This is a genomic window from Delftia sp. Lp-1 (genome assembly GCF_020523835.1).
In the GTDB taxonomy this organism is placed as follows: domain Bacteria; phylum Pseudomonadota; class Gammaproteobacteria; order Burkholderiales; family Burkholderiaceae_C; genus Comamonas; species Comamonas acidovorans.
Genome location: NZ_JAJALJ010000001.1, coordinates 1,116,701 through 1,133,021 on the forward strand (window position 1 = coordinate 1,116,701; position 16,321 = coordinate 1,133,021).

Genomic DNA, 16,321 nt, shown 5'->3' on the forward strand with positions numbered 1-16,321 from the left:
TGTGGCGCGGGCGCATGCATGTGCAACGCTGCCAACTGAAACGCAAGGAGAACCCCATGCATCCATCAAAGAGTGAGAGCCTTGCCCAGGACGAGGAATACCTGCTGCCTGAGAACGAGGCCGCGCTGGCTGCCACGCTGGCCCTGATGACCGGCTTCGGCCATGGCTGCTGCGACACCCATAGGCCGGCCATGGCCGCCCGGGTGGCCGAGCAGCTCGAAAACCTGGCCTGCGCGGGCGGCTTGTCCCATGACATGCGCGCCCTGCTGGGGCGGCTGCAGCAACGCTGGCAGGCAGTGGCCGATGCGGACGCGCCGTCGCGCTCGCACCGCGCCGTGTCCGAGGCCGGAGTGTCCCTGCCTGGAGCCCATGCAGCCCAGCCGGTGCCCCATGCGCTCTGGCACGCACCGCTGGACACCCTGCAATGAGCAGCGCCGTCCACGATGCCGAGGAGGGCGGGCTCCTGATTCCCGTCGATGCTCCCGCAGTCCGCCAGCGCTTTGCGCGGGCGCGCCAGGGTGGCCTGCGCGCCAAGGAGGCGGCCGATTCCCTCGGCCTGCCGGAAGGCGCCGCCATTGCCGCGCATGCGGGCCAGCACGAGGGCAGCCTCCAGGCCGTGCCGCTGCGCGCCGAATGGCTGGCCATCCTGAAGGGCTTGCAGGACTGCGGCCCCGTGATGGCGCTGACGCGCAACGAGTCCACGGTCCACGAAAAGACCGGGGTCTACCAGAAGCTTTCGGCCAACGGCGGCGTGGGCCTTGCCCTGGGCCGCGACATCGACCTGCGAATGTTCTTTGCCCAATGGCATGCCGGCTATGCCGTGACCGAGCAGCCTGCCCAGGCCGGCAGGCCAGCCATGCGCAGCCTGCAGTTCTTCAATGCGCAGGGCCGTGCCGTGCACAAGGTCCATGCGCGCGAGTCCACCGACCTGCAGGCGTGGGAGGCGCTGGTGCAGCGTTTCGCCGAGCCCAGCGCTGGTTACCTGTTCCGCCATGCCCGCCCGCGTGCGCTGCCGCAGGCCGACGAGGCCATCGACGTGCCCGGCCTGAGCACGGCCTGGGCCGCCATGCAGGACACGCATGAATTCTTCGATCTGCTGCGCCGGTTTGGCGCCGAGCGCCAGCAGGCCTTCCGCCTGGTGCCCGGCCACTGCGCGCGGCTGGCGCCCGAGTCCGTGGCCCAGTTGCTGGGCGATGCGGCTGTGGACGGCCTGCCCATCATGGTCTTCGTGGATAGCGGCGGCTGCATACAGATCCACACCGGCCCCGTGCACAACATCCAGCCCATGGACACGCCCGGCGGCGCACAGTGGATCAATGTCATGGACCCGGATTTCAACCTGCATCTGCGCTGCGACCTGATCGCCAGCGTCTGGGCCGTGCAAAAGCCCACGGCCGATGGCGTGGTCACCTCGGTCGAGGCCTTCGATGCCCAGGGCGACCTGATGGCCATGTTCTTTGGCGAGCGCAAGCCGGGCCGGGCCGAGCTGCCCGGCTGGCGCGAACTGGTGGCGGGCCTGCCGCGCCTGGCAGCGCAGGCGCTGGCCTGAGCGCACCCAGTCCCTGAAAACAAAGATCCGGCCCTGCGTCGGGCCGCGTCAGAGATGCACGGTGGCGGCCACCAGCCTGCCCACCAGCGGACGCACCACCATCACGCAGACAAAGGCCACGGGCATGGCCAGCACATAGGCCTGTATCACGCGCCGCAGGTAGTCGGCGCCCAGGCCGCTGTTGGCGCCGACGATGGCGCAGCACATCAGAAACGCCATGATTGCCGACATGTAGAAGGCAAAGACGATGGGTGCGAAGCGGCGGTGCAGCTTGCGGCTGCGGGGGGCTGCAGTGGAAATGGAGGCAGAAGCAGAGGTAGGAGGCATGGACACGGATCCGGTCAGGCCGCTTGTCGATTCGGCGCGGCAAGTGCACGACTGTAGGCAAGGCCCGTGCTGCCGTGTAGAGGGCTGCAGCTTGGTGCACTCGTAAGCTATATTGATGAATCCATTTTTCATCCATAGTTTTTTGTGCCTAATCTGCGTTCCATCGAGACCTTCGTCAAAGCCCTGGAAGGCGGCTCCATTGCCTCGGCTGCGCGCCAGCTGGGCATTTCTCCGGCGGCGGCCAGCCAGAACATCGCCCGGCTGGAGCGCGAGCTGGGCACGCGGCTGATCACGCGCACCACGCGATCCATGGCGTTGACCGAGGCGGGAGAGCGCTATCTGGCGCGCGTGGGCCCCGTGCTGCAGGAGCTGGAAAAAGCGCAGTCCGACCTGTCCCAGCTGCACGGCGAGTTGCAGGGCCGGCTGCGCATCGCCTGCATGGCAGCCTTTGGCCGCCATGTGCTGGCGCCGCTGCTGCCGGCCTTTGCCGCGCAGCATCCCCGGCTGGAGCTGGAGTTGCTGGTGGTGGACCGGCAGGTGGATGTGCTCAAGGAAGATGTGGACATCAGCGTGCGTTACCGCGATGTGCTGGAGCCCGGCATGGCCGTGCGCCAGCTGGCGGCCGTGCCGCGCGTGCTGTGTGCATCGCCGGCCTATCTGCAGGCCCATGGCAGGCCACGGACGGCCCAGGATCTGCTGGACCATGCCTGCCTGCTGTACCGGCGCGAGGCCGATGGCCGTTTCATGCGCTGGCCGTTTTCACGCGACGGCAAGCGCGTGGACCCGCAGCTGCGCGTGACCGCCATCGCCAGCGACGTGGATGCCCTGACCGAGATGGCCGTGGCCGGGGGCGGCATTGTCTGGATCGGCAGCTTCATTGCCCACCGCTACATGCGCGAAGGACTGCTGCAGCCGCTAACCCTGGGCCCGGCCCGCAAGGGGCAGCTGCATTTCGAGGACACCACGCTGGATTTCTTCGCCTGCTTTCGCGACCGCCAGTACGTGCCGACCAAGGTGCGTGCCCTGGTGGACTACCTGGTCGAGACGCTGCCGCAGCAGCCCATGCTGCGCTGGAACGTCCCGGCCTGAGCAGCGCAGGGGAGGCTAGTGCCCCAGGTGCTGGGGCAGCACCTCCTGCAGGATGGTGGTGGCGATTTCCTCGATGGACTTGGTCGTGCTCGACAGCCACGGTATGCCGCTGCGGCGCATCATGGATTCGGCCTCGGCCACCTCGTAGCGGCAATTGACGAGGCTGGCGTACTTGGAGTCGGGCCGGCGTTCGTTGCGGATGCTGGACAGGCGCTGCGGATCGATGGTCAGGCCGAACAGCTTCTTGCGCGAGGGAACCAGGGCGGGCGGCAGCTGCTTGCGCTCGAAATCCTCGGGGATCAGCGGGTAGTTGGCCACCTTGAGGCCGAACTGCATGGCCAGGTACAGGCTGGTGGGGGTCTTGCCGCTGCGCGAGACGCCGACCAGGATCACGTCGGCGCCCGTCAGGTCCTGGTGGGTCTGGCCGTCGTCATGGGCCAGCGTGTAGTTGATGGCCTCCATGCGCTCCAGGTATTCCTTGCTCTCGCTGATGTCGGCGAAGCGGCCCACGCGGTGCAGCGATTTCTGGCCCAGCTCCAGCTCCAGCGGCCGCACGAAGGTGCCGAACATGTCGAATACCTTGCCCTTGCACTGGCTCTCGATCAGGTCGAGCATGTCCTGGTTGACCAGGGTGGTGAAGACGATGGGCTTGTGGCTTTCCGACTCGGCCACATGGTTGATTTGGCGCACGGCCTGGTGCACTTTGTCCATGGTGTCCACGAAGGGGATGCGGACCAGGCGCGACTTGGTGTCGAACTGGGCCATGATGGCCGTGCCGAAGGTCTCGGCTGTAATGCCAGTGCCATCGGAGATGACGAAGATGGTGTGGGTGTGCATGGTGGTCGGACTCTGGACAGGGGGGGGCTGCCGTCGGTTCACGGCAAACGCCTACAATGGCGCCCATTATTCCCAATTTCCCATCCATGCTCGCTGCCGGCCTCCAACCAGAACAGCAAAGCCTCGCGCATGCCTGCGTGGATGGATCGACCGTGCCCGGCTTTGGCAGCCGGGGCGGCGCACGACGGTTTTCAACTTCTGGAGCTTTCCCATGTCTCAACTGTTCGAGGCCACCGCCCTCGTCGTTCCGTTTGAACAACTGAGGATGACCGATGTCGAGTCCGTAGGCGGCAAGAACGCCTCGCTCGGCGAAATGATCTCGCAGCTGCCGCAAGGCGTGCGCGTTCCCACGGGCTTTGCCACCACGGCCCACGCCTTCCGCCAGTTCCTGGCCCACGACGGCCTGGCCGACAAGATCAGCGCCAAGCTGGCCGCCCTGGACGTGGAAGATGTCCGCGCCCTGGCCCAGGTCGGTGCCGAAATCCGTGCCCTGGTCGAGAACCAGCCCTTCCCGGCCGATCTGGAGCAGGCCATCCGCGAGGAATTCGTGCGCCTGCAGGGCGGCAACGAGGCGGCCTCGTTCGCCGTGCGTTCCTCGGCCACGGCCGAAGACCTGCCCGACGCCTCGTTCGCCGGCCAGCAGGAAACCTTCCTGAACGTGGTGGGCATCGAGTCGGTGCTGCACAAGATGAAGGAAGTGTTCGCCTCGCTGTACAACGACCGCGCCATCTCCTACCGCGTGCACAAGGGCTTTGCCCACGACGTGGTGGCCCTGTCGGCCGGCGTGCAGCGCATGGTGCGTTCCGACCTGGGCGCGGCCGGCGTGATGTTCACCATCGACACCGAATCGGGCTTCGAGGACGTGGTCTTCATCACCTCCAGCTATGGCCTGGGCGAGACCGTGGTGCAGGGCGCCGTCAATCCTGACGAGTTCTATGTGCACAAGCCCATGCTCAAGGCCGGCAAGAAGGCCCTGATCCGCCGCAACCTGGGCTCCAAGCTGATCCAGATGGTCTTTGCCTCGCCCGAGGAAAAGGCCGCCAGCGGCAAGCTGGTCAAGACCACCGACGTGGCCCATGAGCTGCGCAACCGCTACTCGCTGTCCGACGAGGACGTGCAGCAGCTGGCCCACTATGCCCTGGTCATCGAGCAGCACTATGGCCGCCCCATGGACATCGAGTGGGGCAAGGACGGCACGGACGGCCAGCTCTACATCCTGCAGGCCCGCCCCGAGACCGTGAAAAGCCAGGCCAAGGGCCAGGCCGAGCAGCGCTACGCCCTCAAGGGCACGGGCAATGTGCTGGCCGAAGGCCGCGCCATTGGCCAGAAGATCGGCACGGGCCCCGTGCGCCTGGTCAATGACATCGCCAACATGGACCAGGTCCAGCGCGGCGACGTGCTGGTGACCGACATGACCGATCCCAACTGGGAGCCGGTGATGAAGCGCGCCTCGGCCATCGTCACCAACCGTGGCGGCCGTACCTGCCACGCGGCCATCATTGCGCGCGAACTGGGCATTCCGGCCGTGGTCGGCTGCGGCAATGCCACCGACCTGCTCAAGGACGGCACCCTGGTCACCGTCAGCTGCGCCGAAGGCGATACCGGCAAGATCTACGACGGCCTGATCGAGACCGAGATCACCGAAGTGCAGCGTGGCGAGATGCCCGCCATCAAGACCAAGATCATGATGAACGTGGGCAACCCCCAGCTGGCCTTCGACTTCGCCCAGCTGCCCAACGAGGGCGTGGGCCTGGCCCGCCTGGAGTTCATCATCAACAACAACATCGGCGTGCACCCCAAGGCCATCCTGGACTACCCCGCCGTCGATGCCGACCTCAAGAAGGCCGTCGAGTCCGTGGCCCGCGGCCATGCCTCGCCGCGTGCCTTCTATGTGGACAAGGTCGCCGAAGGCGTGGCCACGATTGCCGCCGCCTTCTGGCCCAAGCCCGTCATCGTGCGCATGTCGGACTTCAAGTCCAACGAGTACCGCAAGCTCATCGGCGGCAGCCGCTACGAGCCCGAGGAAGAGAACCCCATGCTGGGCTTCCGTGGCGCCGCGCGCTACATCTCCGAGGACTTCGGCGAGGCTTTCCGCATGGAGTGCGAGGCACTGCGCCGCGTGCGCGAGGACATGGGCCTGACCAACGTGCAGATCATGATTCCCTTCGTGCGCACGCTCAAGCAGGCCGAGCGCGTCACCCAGCTGCTGGCGGCCAACGGCCTCAAGCGCGGCGACAACGAACTCAAGCTCATCATGATGTGCGAGGTGCCCTCCAACGCCATCCTGGCCGATGAGTTCCTCGAGTTCTTCGACGGCTTCTCCATCGGCTCCAACGACCTGACCCAGCTGACGCTGGGCCTGGACCGCGACTCCGGCCTGGAGCTGCTGGCTGCCGACTTCGACGAGCGCGACCCCGCCGTGCGCAAGATGCTGTCGCGCGCCATCAAGGCCTGCCTGGACCAGGGCAAGTACGTGGGCATCTGCGGCCAGGGCCCTTCGGACCACCCGGACTTCGCCCAATGGCTGGCTGACGAAGGCATTGCCTCCATCTCGCTGAATCCCGACAGCGTGGTCGCCACCTGGCAGCGCCTGGCGCAGTAAGGGCTGGCAGCGTCGCCATGCATACGCCGAACGCGCACTTGCATGACGACGCGGTCGGGGGACCGTCCGAAGGCGAGACCTTCGCCCCCGACCTGCACGACATCCGCCATCTGTGGCTCAAGGCCGTGCTGTTCGCGGTCTGGGTGGCCGTCTCCTTTGGCGCCTGCTACTACGCGCGTGACCTGCAGGCGCTGATGCCCGACTGGCCGCTGGCCTACTGGTTCGCGGCCCAGGGGGCAGTCCTGATGTTCCTGGCCATCGTCATCGTCTATTGTCTGTCCATGGACCATTTCGAGCGCCGCGAGGCCCGGGCCGCTTTTGCGACGGCACCGGCTCCCGCATCCCCATCGGCCGATACGCAACCGTCCGCACCGCCATCGCCTCCCGGCCATGGCTGAGCGAGCACCGCTGACGGCGGCCTCCCACTGGCGGCTGCACCGCATCGTGGCCCTGTACACGCTGGGCGTGCTGGGTTTTCTGGCCCTCATGTTCTGGGCCGAGCAGCAAGGCCTGTCGCGCCACTGGATAGGCCCCATCTTCCTGTTCTTCACCGTCATGGTCTATGCGGCCATCGGCGTGTACCTGCGCACCAGCGACCCCGAGGAGTACTACGTCGCGGGCCGGCGCATTCCGCCCTTCTACAACGGCATGGCGGCTGCGGCGGACTGGGTCAGCGCGGCCTCGTTCATCAGCCTGTCGGGGGCGCTGTACCTGCAGGGCTTTGCCGGCGTGCCGGGCCAGGCCGGCGGACTGGCCTACCTGCTGGGCTGGACGGGCGGCTTTTGCCTGGTCGCCATGCTGATCGCGCCGCACCTGCGGGCGATGAAGCTCTACACCATTCCCGATTTCTTCCAGCAGCGCTACGGCGGGCGCTGGCCGCGCGTGATCGCGGCGCTGGCGGCCGTGATCTGCTCGTTCACCTATGTGGTGGCGCAGATCTACGGCGTGGGGCTGATCGCCTCGCGGCTGACGGGCGTGCAGTTCGAGATCGGCATCATGCTGGGCCTGGGCGGCGTGCTGCTGTGCTCCTTCCTGGGCGGCATGCGCGCCATCACCTGGACACAGGTCGCGCAGTACGTGGTGATCCTGCTGGCCTTTCTGATCCCCGTGTCCTGGCTGGCCTACCGGCAGATGGGCAATCCCGTGGCGCCGCTGGCCTATACGGCCCAGCTCAGCCAGATTGCGGAGATGGAGCAGCGCCTGCTGGACTCGCCGGCCGAGCAGGAGGTGATCGCCGCCTACCGCCTGCGCGCCGAGGTGCTGGAGGACAAGCTCAAGGACGTGCCGCGCGTGCTGGCCGCCGAGCGTCAGGCGCTGGCCGAGCGCATACGTGATCTGCGCACGCGCAGTGGCGATATCGGCGCCATCATGGCCGCCAGCCGCGAACTGGCCGCCATGCCGCGCGACGAAGCGGCCGCGCGCGCGCTGTGGACACGCCAGCTGCAGGAAATGCGCGAGCGCGAGAAGCCGCTGGGCGGCATCCCGCTGCACAGTCTGCCATTCGCCGGCAACCCCGATGGATCGCCCCAGGAGCAGCAGATCTACGAGGACAGCCGGCGCAACTTCCTGGCGCTGATGTTCTGCCTCATGGCCGGCACGGCCGGCCTGCCGCATTTGCTCACGCGCTACTACACGGCGCCCTCGGTGTCGGGGGCGCGGGCCTCGGTGGGCTGGACGCTGTTCTTCATCGGCGTGCTGTACATGAGCGCGCCGGCCCTGGCCGTGCTGGTCAAGTTCGAGGTCATGAACAACCTCGTGGGCATCCGCTTTGACGAGCTGCCTAACTGGATGGCGCAGTGGGCCAGGGTGGATGCCTCCTTGCTGGCCGTGGAGGATGTCAACGGCGATGGCGTGCTGCAGTTCGGCGAGATCCGCATGGGCGCCGACCTCATCATGCTGGCCACGCCCGAGCTGGGCGGCATGCCCTACGTGGTCTCCGGCCTGGTGGCGGCCGGCGGCCTGGCTGCGGCGCTGTCCACGGCCGATGGACTGCTGCTGACCATCAGCAACGCGCTGGTGCGCGACCTGTACTTTCGCGAGCGCCGCCGCCGCGCCTCGCCCGAGCAGCGCGTGATCCTGTCCAAGTTCGCGCTGCTGGTGATGGCGCTGTCGGCCGCCTTCGTGGCCTCGCGCCGTTCCTCGGACATCCTGCCCATGGTCACGGCATCGTTCTCGCTGGCGGCCTCGGCTTTCGTTCCGGCCATGGTGCTGGGCATCTTCTGGCGTGGCACCACGCGCCGGGGTGCCGTGGCCGGCATGCTGGCCGGGCTGGGCGTCACGCTGTACTACATGGTCTCGCATGTGCCGGCACTGCAGCCCGTGTTGCCCGAAGCGCTGCACGCGCGCCTGTGGTGGGGCATACAGCCGATTTCGTCGGGCGTCTTCGGCGTGCCGGCCGGCCTGCTGGTGACCTGGCTGGTCAGTTGCCTGGAGCCGCGCCGCCGGGCCCCGGCGCGTTCCGTGCCCGCAAAAGCGTCCTGACGGGCAGAGGCCGCCGGGCGGGAGGATGACCATTTTCTGCCCCGTTTTTGCGCTTTTGGCAGATCTGGATCATTGCCGGCACCACTGAAGCCCGTGCGTGCTGGAAAACCCGCTTTTGGGAGCCGGAGGCTCATGACACGCTGCGAGCCGTGTCCGATCCGATCCCTTGCAGAGAATCCCGTCCGCCATGCATTTTGTGAAAACGTCCGCCGGCCAACAGGCATTCAAGGAACGCCATGCCGATCTCTCGCCCCGGTTGCGCTCGGCCTTTTTGCTGTTTGACGGGCAACGCAGCCTGGCGCAGGTGCTGCAGGCCGTCGCCGGCATGGGCGTGACGCAGGACGAGATCCTGGCGCTGGTGGAGCGCGAATGGCTGGCACCGCGCGACGCGGCCGAGCCCCGGCTGGGCGTGGTGGCCGTTGCGGTGCCTTCGGTCCCTGCCGCGCCTGCTGCAGCTGCCTCGTCCACGGATTCGGCTGGCGATGCCCCCGCGCAGTCCGAGCCATCGCTGGCCGTGCGCTATCGCAACGCCTATCCGCTGGCCGTGGCCATCACGGCCAACCTGGGCCTGAAGGGGTTCCGGCTCAACCTTGCCGTGGAAGCGGCCATGGGCTACGACCAGCTGGTGGCGCTGGCACCGCGCCTGCGCGAGGCGGCCAGTCCTGCCAGCTACCTGCCGCTGCACGAGGCGCTGTTCGGCAAGGCACCTTGAATGAGGAATGGCCCGCACGCGGCCCGAGAGGGGTTGGGGCGGACCGTCCATGAAAAAGGGCAAGGCGCCTTCGCACCTTGCCCTTGCATGAATCCGTGGGTGCAGGCTCAGACGGCCAGCAGCTCCACGTCGAACTTCAGCGTGGCGTTGGGGGGGATCACGCCGCCGGCGCCGCGGGCGCCATAGCCCAGCTCGGCCGGGATGATCAGGGTGCGCTGGCCGCCCACCTTCATGCCTTGCACGCCTTCGTCCCAGCCCTTGATCACCATGCCGCCGCCCAGGGGGAAGACGAAGGGATCGTTGCGGTCCTTGCTGGAGTCGAACTTGGCGCCCTGCACGCCGTTGTTGTAGAGCCAGCCCGTGTAGTGCACGGTCACGCTGCGGCCGCGCTGGGCTTCGGCGCCGTCGCCCACGACGGTGTCTTCATACTGCAGGCCGGATGCGGTGGTGGTGAAAGCCATGGTGGTATTCCTTGAGAGAGAAACGGTAGGGGGAAAGGAGACGACCCGGCGGGCCGGTGGCCCTGCGCGGGAAGAGGCCGTGGCGCCTGGTGCCGCGCCCGGCCTGACATCACTTCTTGGCGCGCGCGGCCACCCAGCGGTTGGCAAAGGCCTGCACATCGGACAGGCGCTTGAGCAGGTCCTGGCCGGCCAGCGTCACGGTGTAGCCGTCGGAGCCATGCTCCAGCAGCCCGCACTCGCGCAGCTCCTTGATGCGGGTGTTCAGCGTGTTGGGCGTGATGCCGCCCACGCTGTCTTGCAGCAGTCGAAAGGTCTGAGGATGGCCGTCACGCAGCGCCCACAGCACGCGCAACGCGTAGCGGCATTCGAGTTTCTCGAACAGCTGGTTGATGGCGGCGTTTTCCTTGGAGCTCATGACGCTTCTCCTTGCGCAATGGTGTGGGTGAGCCGGCGGGTGCGTCCGGGTGGGACGCGCGCCGAGCCAAGTCCCGGGGAACTATAGCTCTGGATCCATTCTGCTACAAGTTTGGTAGCTCAAAACCCACAGCGGCAATGCCCCACGCTAGAGGAATACGCGTATGACCAAGCCAGTGTTGCAGGCCCGCCACGTGGCCTGCCCGCTGCGCGGCGGTTTCTCAGCTCTTGAGTTTGAGCAGATAGGTCATCACGCTGGCCGTGGTGTGCTCCAGCTCCAGAAAGCCGTTGAAATCGCGGCCCGCCTGCCAGGAAGGCTCCCAGCGGTTCTGGCGCAGGGCGCGTTGCCAGCTCTCGTGCTGCGTGGCCTGCTCCACGGCGCCCAGCAGGGCCTGGGCACGTGCGGCGCTGACCTGCTTGCCGGTGAAGACGGCGCGCCAGTTGGCCATGTCCGCATCCAGCCCCTGCTCGCGGAACGAGGGCAGGCCGAACAGGCTGCGGCGCGAGGACACGCCGATGGCGCGCAGCTTACCGCTGGCCAGCGCTTCGCTGAACTCGCTGTAGCCGGACACGCCCATGCGCGCATCGCCCTTGAGCAAGGCCTCCACCACCTGGGCGCCGCCAGGAAAGGGCTTGTAGACCAGTTGCTCGGGCGCCGCCTTGGCCGCGCGCGTGAGCAGGCCGGCGAACATGTGGTCCACGCCACCGGCCGAGCCACCCGCAAACGACTGGTGGGCCAGGTCGCTGCGCAGCGCGGCCACCAGGTCCTTGGCATTGCGGATGGGGGAGTCGGCCGGTACGGCCACGACCAGGTAGTCGCTGGTCAGGCGGGCAATCGGCTGCACATGCGACATGTTGACGGCCGGCTTTTGCAGTGCCACCGCACCGACCATCACCATGCCGCCGATCAGCAAGGCGTCGGAGTCCTTGCCATGGCGCTCGGCAAACTGGGCCAGGCCGATGGTGCCTCCCTTGCCGCCCACGTTTTCATACTCCACGCGCTCGGCCGCGCCGCTGGCCACCAGCGCCGCGCCCAGCGCGCGGCCGGTCTGGTCCCAGCCGCCGCCGGCATTGGCCGGAATGACGATGCGCAGGCTGGTCGCCACGCGCTGGGCGCTGCCGGCAGCCCGTGGCGCATGGGCTGCAGGTGCTGCCGCTGGCGGTGCGGCATGGGCCAGAGGAGAGCACAGCATGGCCAGGGCAGCGCCCTGGGCCAGCATCTGGCGGCGGTTCTGGCGCGTTCCATCGGCGGTATGGGCGGCGGTATGGGCGGCGTTGGCGGCGGTTTGCGAAAAGCTCGGAAGGCGCATGCAGTCTCCAATCGGGTTCGCGCGCCATTGTGGGCGCAAATGAATCAGAAAGGCAGATTATGTAAGCATGTGCGTCAGCTGCTTGACACAACACAGTACAGCGCAGTCCGGCCCGCGCGGCTCCGGGTTCCTGCGCTGGTGCGGTCCCTCAGCGCTCAGAAGTCGTAACGCATGCTCACGTTGACGCTGCGCGGCGCACCCCAGGTGTAGTAAAGGCCCTGGGCATTGAAGTTGGTCACGCCCGAGAAATAGTGCTTGTCGAACAGGTTGTTGACGTTGGCCGCGATGCTGAGATGGCGGTTGATCTGGTAGCGCGCCATCAGGTCCATCACCCAGTAGGCGTCCTGGCGCAGCGTGGCGGCGCCGCGGCTGGTGGAGATGGCGCTTTGCCAGCGCGCGGCGCCACCCACGGTCAGGCCGGACAGCGCGCCCTGCGCGAAGCGGTAGGTGGTGCCCAGCTTGAACTGGTGGCGCGGGCTGGTGGCGGCGTTGTCCAGATTGCTGTTGATGGTCACGTAGCTGCCCTGGGCCTGCCAGCCCTTGGCCAGCTCGCCGGACAGTTCCAGTTCGAAGCCGCGCCTGCGCGCGCCCTGGACCGCGCGGTAGGCCGTTTCGCCATTGGGCATGAGCCCGTCTTCCACGGCCGTGTTGTCGGTGCGCATCCAGAAATGGGCGACGCTGGCGTTCAACCGCTTGTCGAAGAATTCGCCCTTGGCGCCGATCTCGTAGGTCAGGCCCTCCTCGGGCGGCAGGGTGCGTTCCTGCAGATCCTTGGCGCTTTGCGCCTTGAAGATGCTGGCGTAGCTGCCATACAGCGAGATGTTCGGGCTGACGTCATACACCAGGCCCGCATAGGGCGTGACCACGCCGTGCTCGCGCATGTTGTAGTTGTACCAGCTGATGTCGGTCACATCCTTCTGGTCGTAGTTGGTCACGCGCAGGCCGGCGATCAGCTTCAGCGGATCGGCCAGATTGAGGCGTGCCGCGCTGTAGAGATAGCTGCGCTTGTTGCTGAACAGGTCGTTGGAATAGGGGATGTTGTCCGCTGGCGCCGGGATGGCGGCGCCGCCCTGGCTGAAGTCCACCTGCGGCAGGTCCAGGCCGGGGCGCGCGCCGCGCAGCAGCGTGGTGCGGTTGCGTGCGGCGCCCGCACCCACCAGCAACTCATGCTGGCGGCCGAACAGCGTGAACGGGCCCTGCACGTCGATGCTGATGTTCTGGTTGCGGGACTCGATGTCCTTGTAGGCCGCGAACTGGGCCGAGCTGGGCAGGGCATAGCGCAGCAGGCCGATCTGCATGTCTGGCGTCTTCACCTCTTCATGCGACATCTGCAGCTTGGCCTTCCAGCCGCTGGCAAAGCGGTGCTCCAGGCGCGCGAAGCTGTTGAGCGACTCCTGCTCGTAGCCCGACCAGGGCGCGGCGATGTTCAGCGAGCGCGGCATCCAGCCGACGAACTGGCCGGTGCCCGTGTAGCCCTGGATGGGCGTGGTGCCGCCCGAGCCGCGCAGCTCGCGCTGGCGGTAGGTGATGCCGGCGCTCAGCAGGGTGTCGGGGGTGAGGTCGTATTCCAGCGTGCCGTACAGCATGGAGCTGTTGCTGTGCTGGTGGTCGCGGAAGCTGTCGCCGCTCTTGCGCGAGGCCACCAGGCGGCCGCGCAGGCTGCCTTCCTGGTTCAGCGGACCGGCAATGTCGGCATCGGCACGGTAGGTGCCCCAGCTGCCCGCGCTGGCCATTGCGCTGGCCTGGAAGTCGCGCGTGGGGCGCTTGCGGATCAGGTTGACCGTGGCTCCGTAGGCGCCGTCGCCATTGATCAGGCCCGACGAGCCCTTGAGCACTTCAACGCGGTCGATCTCGGCCAGATCGTCCAGCGAGTACATGATGTGCGTGTTCCAGCCCCAGCCATTGGTGAGCTGGCGGTTGCCATCGGTCTGCAGGTTGACGCTGGAGCCGCGCACGTTGAAGGTGGTCATCTCGCTTTGGCGGACCACGGCCACGCCGGGCGTCTGCTCCAGCACGTCGGTCAGCGTCTCCAGCTTGAAGTCGTCCATGCGCTGGCGCGTCATCACGCTCACCGACTGCGGCGTCTCGCGCAGCGACAGGCCCAGGCCCGTGGCCGTGCTGCTGGCTCCGGTCGCGGTGTAGGCGCCCGTGCCTTCCGTGGCGCTGCCGACCTCGGCCTTGGCGGTGACGTGCACCTCGCCCAGCGTGGTGGCGCCCACGGCTGAGGCGGCAGGCGCTGTCGAGGACGCAGGCGATGCCTGCGAGCGGCGCAGCGTATAGCCGCCGTTGCCCGAGGTCGCGGCCGCCAGGCCCGAGCCCGCCAGCAGGCGGGTCAGCGCCTCGGCCGGTGCATGGCTGCCCTGCAGGCCCGGGCTTTGCAGATCGCGCACCAGCTCGGGCGTATAGGCCAGCAGCACGCCCGAGGCCTTGGCGAAGCGCGTGAGCGCGGCCTCCAGCGGTCCTGCCGGAATGTCGTAGGCCTGGGCGCGCTCGGTACCTGTCTGGGCCTGGGCATTCGCGGGCAAGGGCAGGGCGGACAGGCTGGCCAGTGCGACGGCCAGGGCCATGGTCAATGCGGACAGGTGGAACACGGGCGCAGGCTGCGCGGGGCGGAGGACGCGTGCCGCCGCGGTAGCGAGGCGGCGCTGGTGATGGAGGTCGGACATGTTGGTGCGGTCTTTGGATCAGGGAGGAAACATGGCGCCGCAAAGCGCCTCTCCCCTGCTTGTCACGCGAGATGGGAAAAGGTACAGACCGATGTCACCGGGCCGGGTTGTCCCGCCGCCTTTTCTTCATGCCGGACCTATGCGCACCCAGTAGCGCACCGGCACATGGATGCGCACGGGTAGCACCTGTACCAGGGACTGCAGGATGCGGTCCGTATCGGCGAGCGGGAAGACGCCCGACAGGCGCAACCCGGCCACCTCGGGTGCCAGCGTGATCAGCCCGGGTCGGTAGCGGCGCAGTTCGTCGATGAAGCGGTCCAGGCGCATGTCCGAGGCCACGAGCACGCCTTCGTCCCAGCCCGGCCCCTCGCCGGCCGCGCCGGCCGGCAGCGCCTGCGTGGCACTGAGCCTTGCGGCTTCGCCGCTGTCGACACGCAGCAACTCGCCCGTGCGGCTGCGGGCCTCGACCGCACCCTCGAAAACGGCCACGCGCGTATCCGCAGTCTCCATGTCATGGCGCACCGTGAAACGCGTGCCCAGGGCGCGCAGCCTGCCCGCGGGCGTGTCCACCACAAAGGGGCGCGCGGGCTGGGCCGTGTCATGGGCGGTGGTGACCATCAGCTCGCCGCGCAACAGCAGCACGCGGCGCAGCTGGTCGTCGAAGGCAAGGTCCACGGACGTCTCGGTGTTGAGCAGCAGCTGCGTGCCATCGGGCAACTGCAGGGAGCGCCGCTCGCCCTTGGCGGTGTTGACATCGGCATTCCAGGCCTGCCAGGGCAGGCGCTCATGCGCAGTCCATGCCGCAGCACCTGCGCCGGCCAGGCCAGCGACGCTGGCCAGCAGGCGGCGGCGTGACTGGGCGGTCTTGAGGCTGCGCGCCAGCGTGGCCGTGGCAAGGGGTCCATTGAGGGGGCCGCTGTTCGGGCGTGCGTCAGGCAGCCTGAGCTGCGCATTCGTGGCCTCGATGCGCTGCCAGGCCCGCTCATGCAGCGGATGGGCCGCGCGCCAGTCCAGCCATTGCGCGCGTTGTTCCTCTGTGCAATCGCCTGACCACAGCTGCACCAGCCAGTCCACGGCGCTGTGGACCACGTCAGGCGGCAGCGCGGGGTCGGCACTATGGGTGGAGCCATCGGCGCCATGGACGCGCCCGGCAGCGCAGCGCTGTGTCATGCCGCATGTTCCGGGAAATAGCAATGCCGGATGGCGCGCGCCATGTACTGCTTGACCGAGCTGACCGAGACCTGCAGCAGCAAGGCGATCTCGGCATAGGCCATGCCGTCCAGCTGGGCGTGCAAAAAGGCCGCGCGCACTTTGGGCGGCAGGCCGTCGAGCAGACGGTCCAGCTCGCACAGCGTCTCCAGCACGATGGCACGTTCCTCGGGCGAGGGCGCCAGCGGCTCGGGCTGCAGCGCCAGCGTGTCCAGATAGGCACGTTCAATTTCTCGGCGGCGCAGGTGGTTGGCCATCACGCGCTTGGCCACCGTGGTGAGGAAGGCGCGGGGCTCCCGGATCTCGGACAGTTCGGTGCGGGACTCCATCACGCGCACGTAGGTGTCCTGTGCGAAATCTGCCGCATCGCCTGCATGGCCCAGCCGGCGCTGCAGCCAGGTGCGCAGCCAGCCATGGTGCTGCTGGTAGAGATGGGCAAGGGCCTGGTGGGGAGTCACGGCGGGACAGGACACGAAGGGTGAAGAGGGGGGATGCAAGTGATAAGCATTCTTATTTTACTTTGGGTGATGCTGGCACTGCCTTGGCGTGGCGCACGATTAAGCCGGTAAAGCTTGTGTAAATGCGATCAATTCTTATTTGTGGGCGGTAGAATCCCCGGGCCTTTCCTTTCCTGGGCTCCCGTGCCCGCCATCCGTGATGGTTG

General features: G+C 67.5%; 15 protein-coding genes. 7 read left to right on the forward strand and 8 right to left on the reverse strand.

The window, feature by feature from the left end; genetic code table 11:
- The first annotated feature begins 56 nt into the window (after positions 1-56).
- Both LGR64_RS04905 and LGR64_RS04910 read left to right on the forward strand, forming a co-directional pair.
- A complete protein-coding gene (locus LGR64_RS04905; RefSeq protein WP_230355027.1) occupies positions 57-428 on the forward strand; it encodes a hypothetical protein in 372 nt (123 codons plus the stop codon).
- Positions 425-1,549 carry a hemin-degrading factor gene (locus tag LGR64_RS04910; protein WP_043819161.1) on the forward strand — a complete coding sequence of 375 codons (1,125 nt, stop codon included), beginning with the start codon at positions 425-427 and terminating at the stop codon, positions 1,547-1,549. The genes LGR64_RS04905 and LGR64_RS04910 overlap by 4 nt, the downstream gene beginning before the upstream one ends.
- Positions 1,550-1,597: 48 nt before the next feature.
- Here LGR64_RS04910 and LGR64_RS04915 read toward each other — a convergent pair whose 3' ends face one another.
- A complete protein-coding gene (locus tag LGR64_RS04915; protein WP_141834364.1) occupies positions 1,598-1,876 on the reverse strand; it encodes a DUF2798 domain-containing protein in 279 nt (92 codons plus the stop codon).
- A 144-nt stretch (positions 1,877-2,020) separates the two neighbouring features.
- On the opposite strand from LGR64_RS04915, the gene LGR64_RS04920 reads away from it, so the two are divergent.
- Positions 2,021-2,965: a LysR family transcriptional regulator gene (locus tag LGR64_RS04920; RefSeq protein ID WP_096913731.1), complete on the forward strand. Its 945-nt coding sequence runs from the start codon at positions 2,021-2,023 to the stop codon at positions 2,963-2,965.
- Positions 2,966-2,980: 15 nt separating this feature from the next.
- Here the strand turns inward: LGR64_RS04920 and ppsR are convergent, their stop codons facing one another.
- Positions 2,981-3,802, reverse strand: a complete 822-nt coding sequence (gene ppsR / locus LGR64_RS04925; protein ID WP_012206864.1) for a posphoenolpyruvate synthetase regulatory kinase/phosphorylase PpsR — start codon at positions 3,800-3,802, stop codon at positions 2,981-2,983.
- Positions 3,803-4,013: 211 nt separating this feature from the next.
- On the opposite strand from ppsR, the gene ppsA reads away from it, so the two are divergent.
- From ppsA to LGR64_RS04945, 4 genes are all read left to right on the forward strand, one after another.
- Positions 4,014-6,404: a phosphoenolpyruvate synthase gene (ppsA, locus tag LGR64_RS04930; protein ID WP_230355028.1), complete on the forward strand. Its 2,391-nt coding sequence runs from the start codon at positions 4,014-4,016 to the stop codon at positions 6,402-6,404.
- A gap of 17 nt (positions 6,405-6,421) precedes the next feature.
- Positions 6,422-6,802, forward strand: a complete 381-nt coding sequence (locus LGR64_RS04935; protein ID WP_230355029.1) for a DUF4212 domain-containing protein — start codon at positions 6,422-6,424, stop codon at positions 6,800-6,802.
- Positions 6,795-8,885 carry a VC_2705 family sodium/solute symporter gene (locus LGR64_RS04940; RefSeq protein WP_230355030.1) on the forward strand — a complete coding sequence of 697 codons (2,091 nt, stop codon included), beginning with the start codon at positions 6,795-6,797 and terminating at the stop codon, positions 8,883-8,885. Before LGR64_RS04935 ends, LGR64_RS04940 begins: the two co-directional genes overlap by 8 nt.
- 187 nt (positions 8,886-9,072) lie before the next feature.
- A complete protein-coding gene (locus tag LGR64_RS04945) occupies positions 9,073-9,597 on the forward strand; it encodes a hypothetical protein (RefSeq protein ID WP_012206860.1) in 525 nt (174 codons plus the stop codon).
- A 107-nt stretch (positions 9,598-9,704) separates the two neighbouring features.
- Here LGR64_RS04945 and LGR64_RS04950 read toward each other — a convergent pair whose 3' ends face one another.
- From LGR64_RS04950 to LGR64_RS04975, 6 genes are all read right to left on the reverse strand, one after another.
- Entirely contained in the window at positions 9,705-10,058 is a 354-nt protein-coding gene (locus LGR64_RS04950) for an FKBP-type peptidyl-prolyl cis-trans isomerase (protein ID WP_012206859.1), read from the reverse strand.
- 109 nt (positions 10,059-10,167) lie between these two features.
- Entirely contained in the window at positions 10,168-10,473 is a 306-nt protein-coding gene (locus LGR64_RS04955; protein ID WP_012206858.1) for a winged helix-turn-helix transcriptional regulator, read from the reverse strand.
- A gap of 220 nt (positions 10,474-10,693) precedes the next feature.
- On the reverse strand, positions 10,694-11,782 hold the full coding sequence (locus LGR64_RS04960; RefSeq protein WP_230355031.1) for a Bug family tripartite tricarboxylate transporter substrate binding protein: 1,089 nt from the start codon (positions 11,780-11,782) through the stop codon (positions 10,694-10,696).
- Positions 11,783-11,937: 155 nt separating this feature from the next.
- On the reverse strand, positions 11,938-14,448 hold the full coding sequence (locus LGR64_RS04965) for a TonB-dependent siderophore receptor (RefSeq protein WP_230355032.1): 2,511 nt from the start codon (positions 14,446-14,448) through the stop codon (positions 11,938-11,940).
- Between the two features lie 126 nt (positions 14,449-14,574).
- Positions 14,575-15,618 carry a FecR domain-containing protein gene (locus LGR64_RS04970; RefSeq protein WP_230355033.1) on the reverse strand — a complete coding sequence of 348 codons (1,044 nt, stop codon included), beginning with the start codon at positions 15,616-15,618 and terminating at the stop codon, positions 14,575-14,577.
- Complete coding sequence (locus tag LGR64_RS04975; RefSeq protein WP_230355034.1) at positions 15,615-16,115, reverse strand: sigma-70 family RNA polymerase sigma factor; 501 nt, start codon at positions 16,113-16,115, stop codon at positions 15,615-15,617. Before LGR64_RS04975 ends, LGR64_RS04970 begins: the two co-directional genes overlap by 4 nt.
- Positions 16,116-16,321 lie beyond the last annotated feature (206 nt).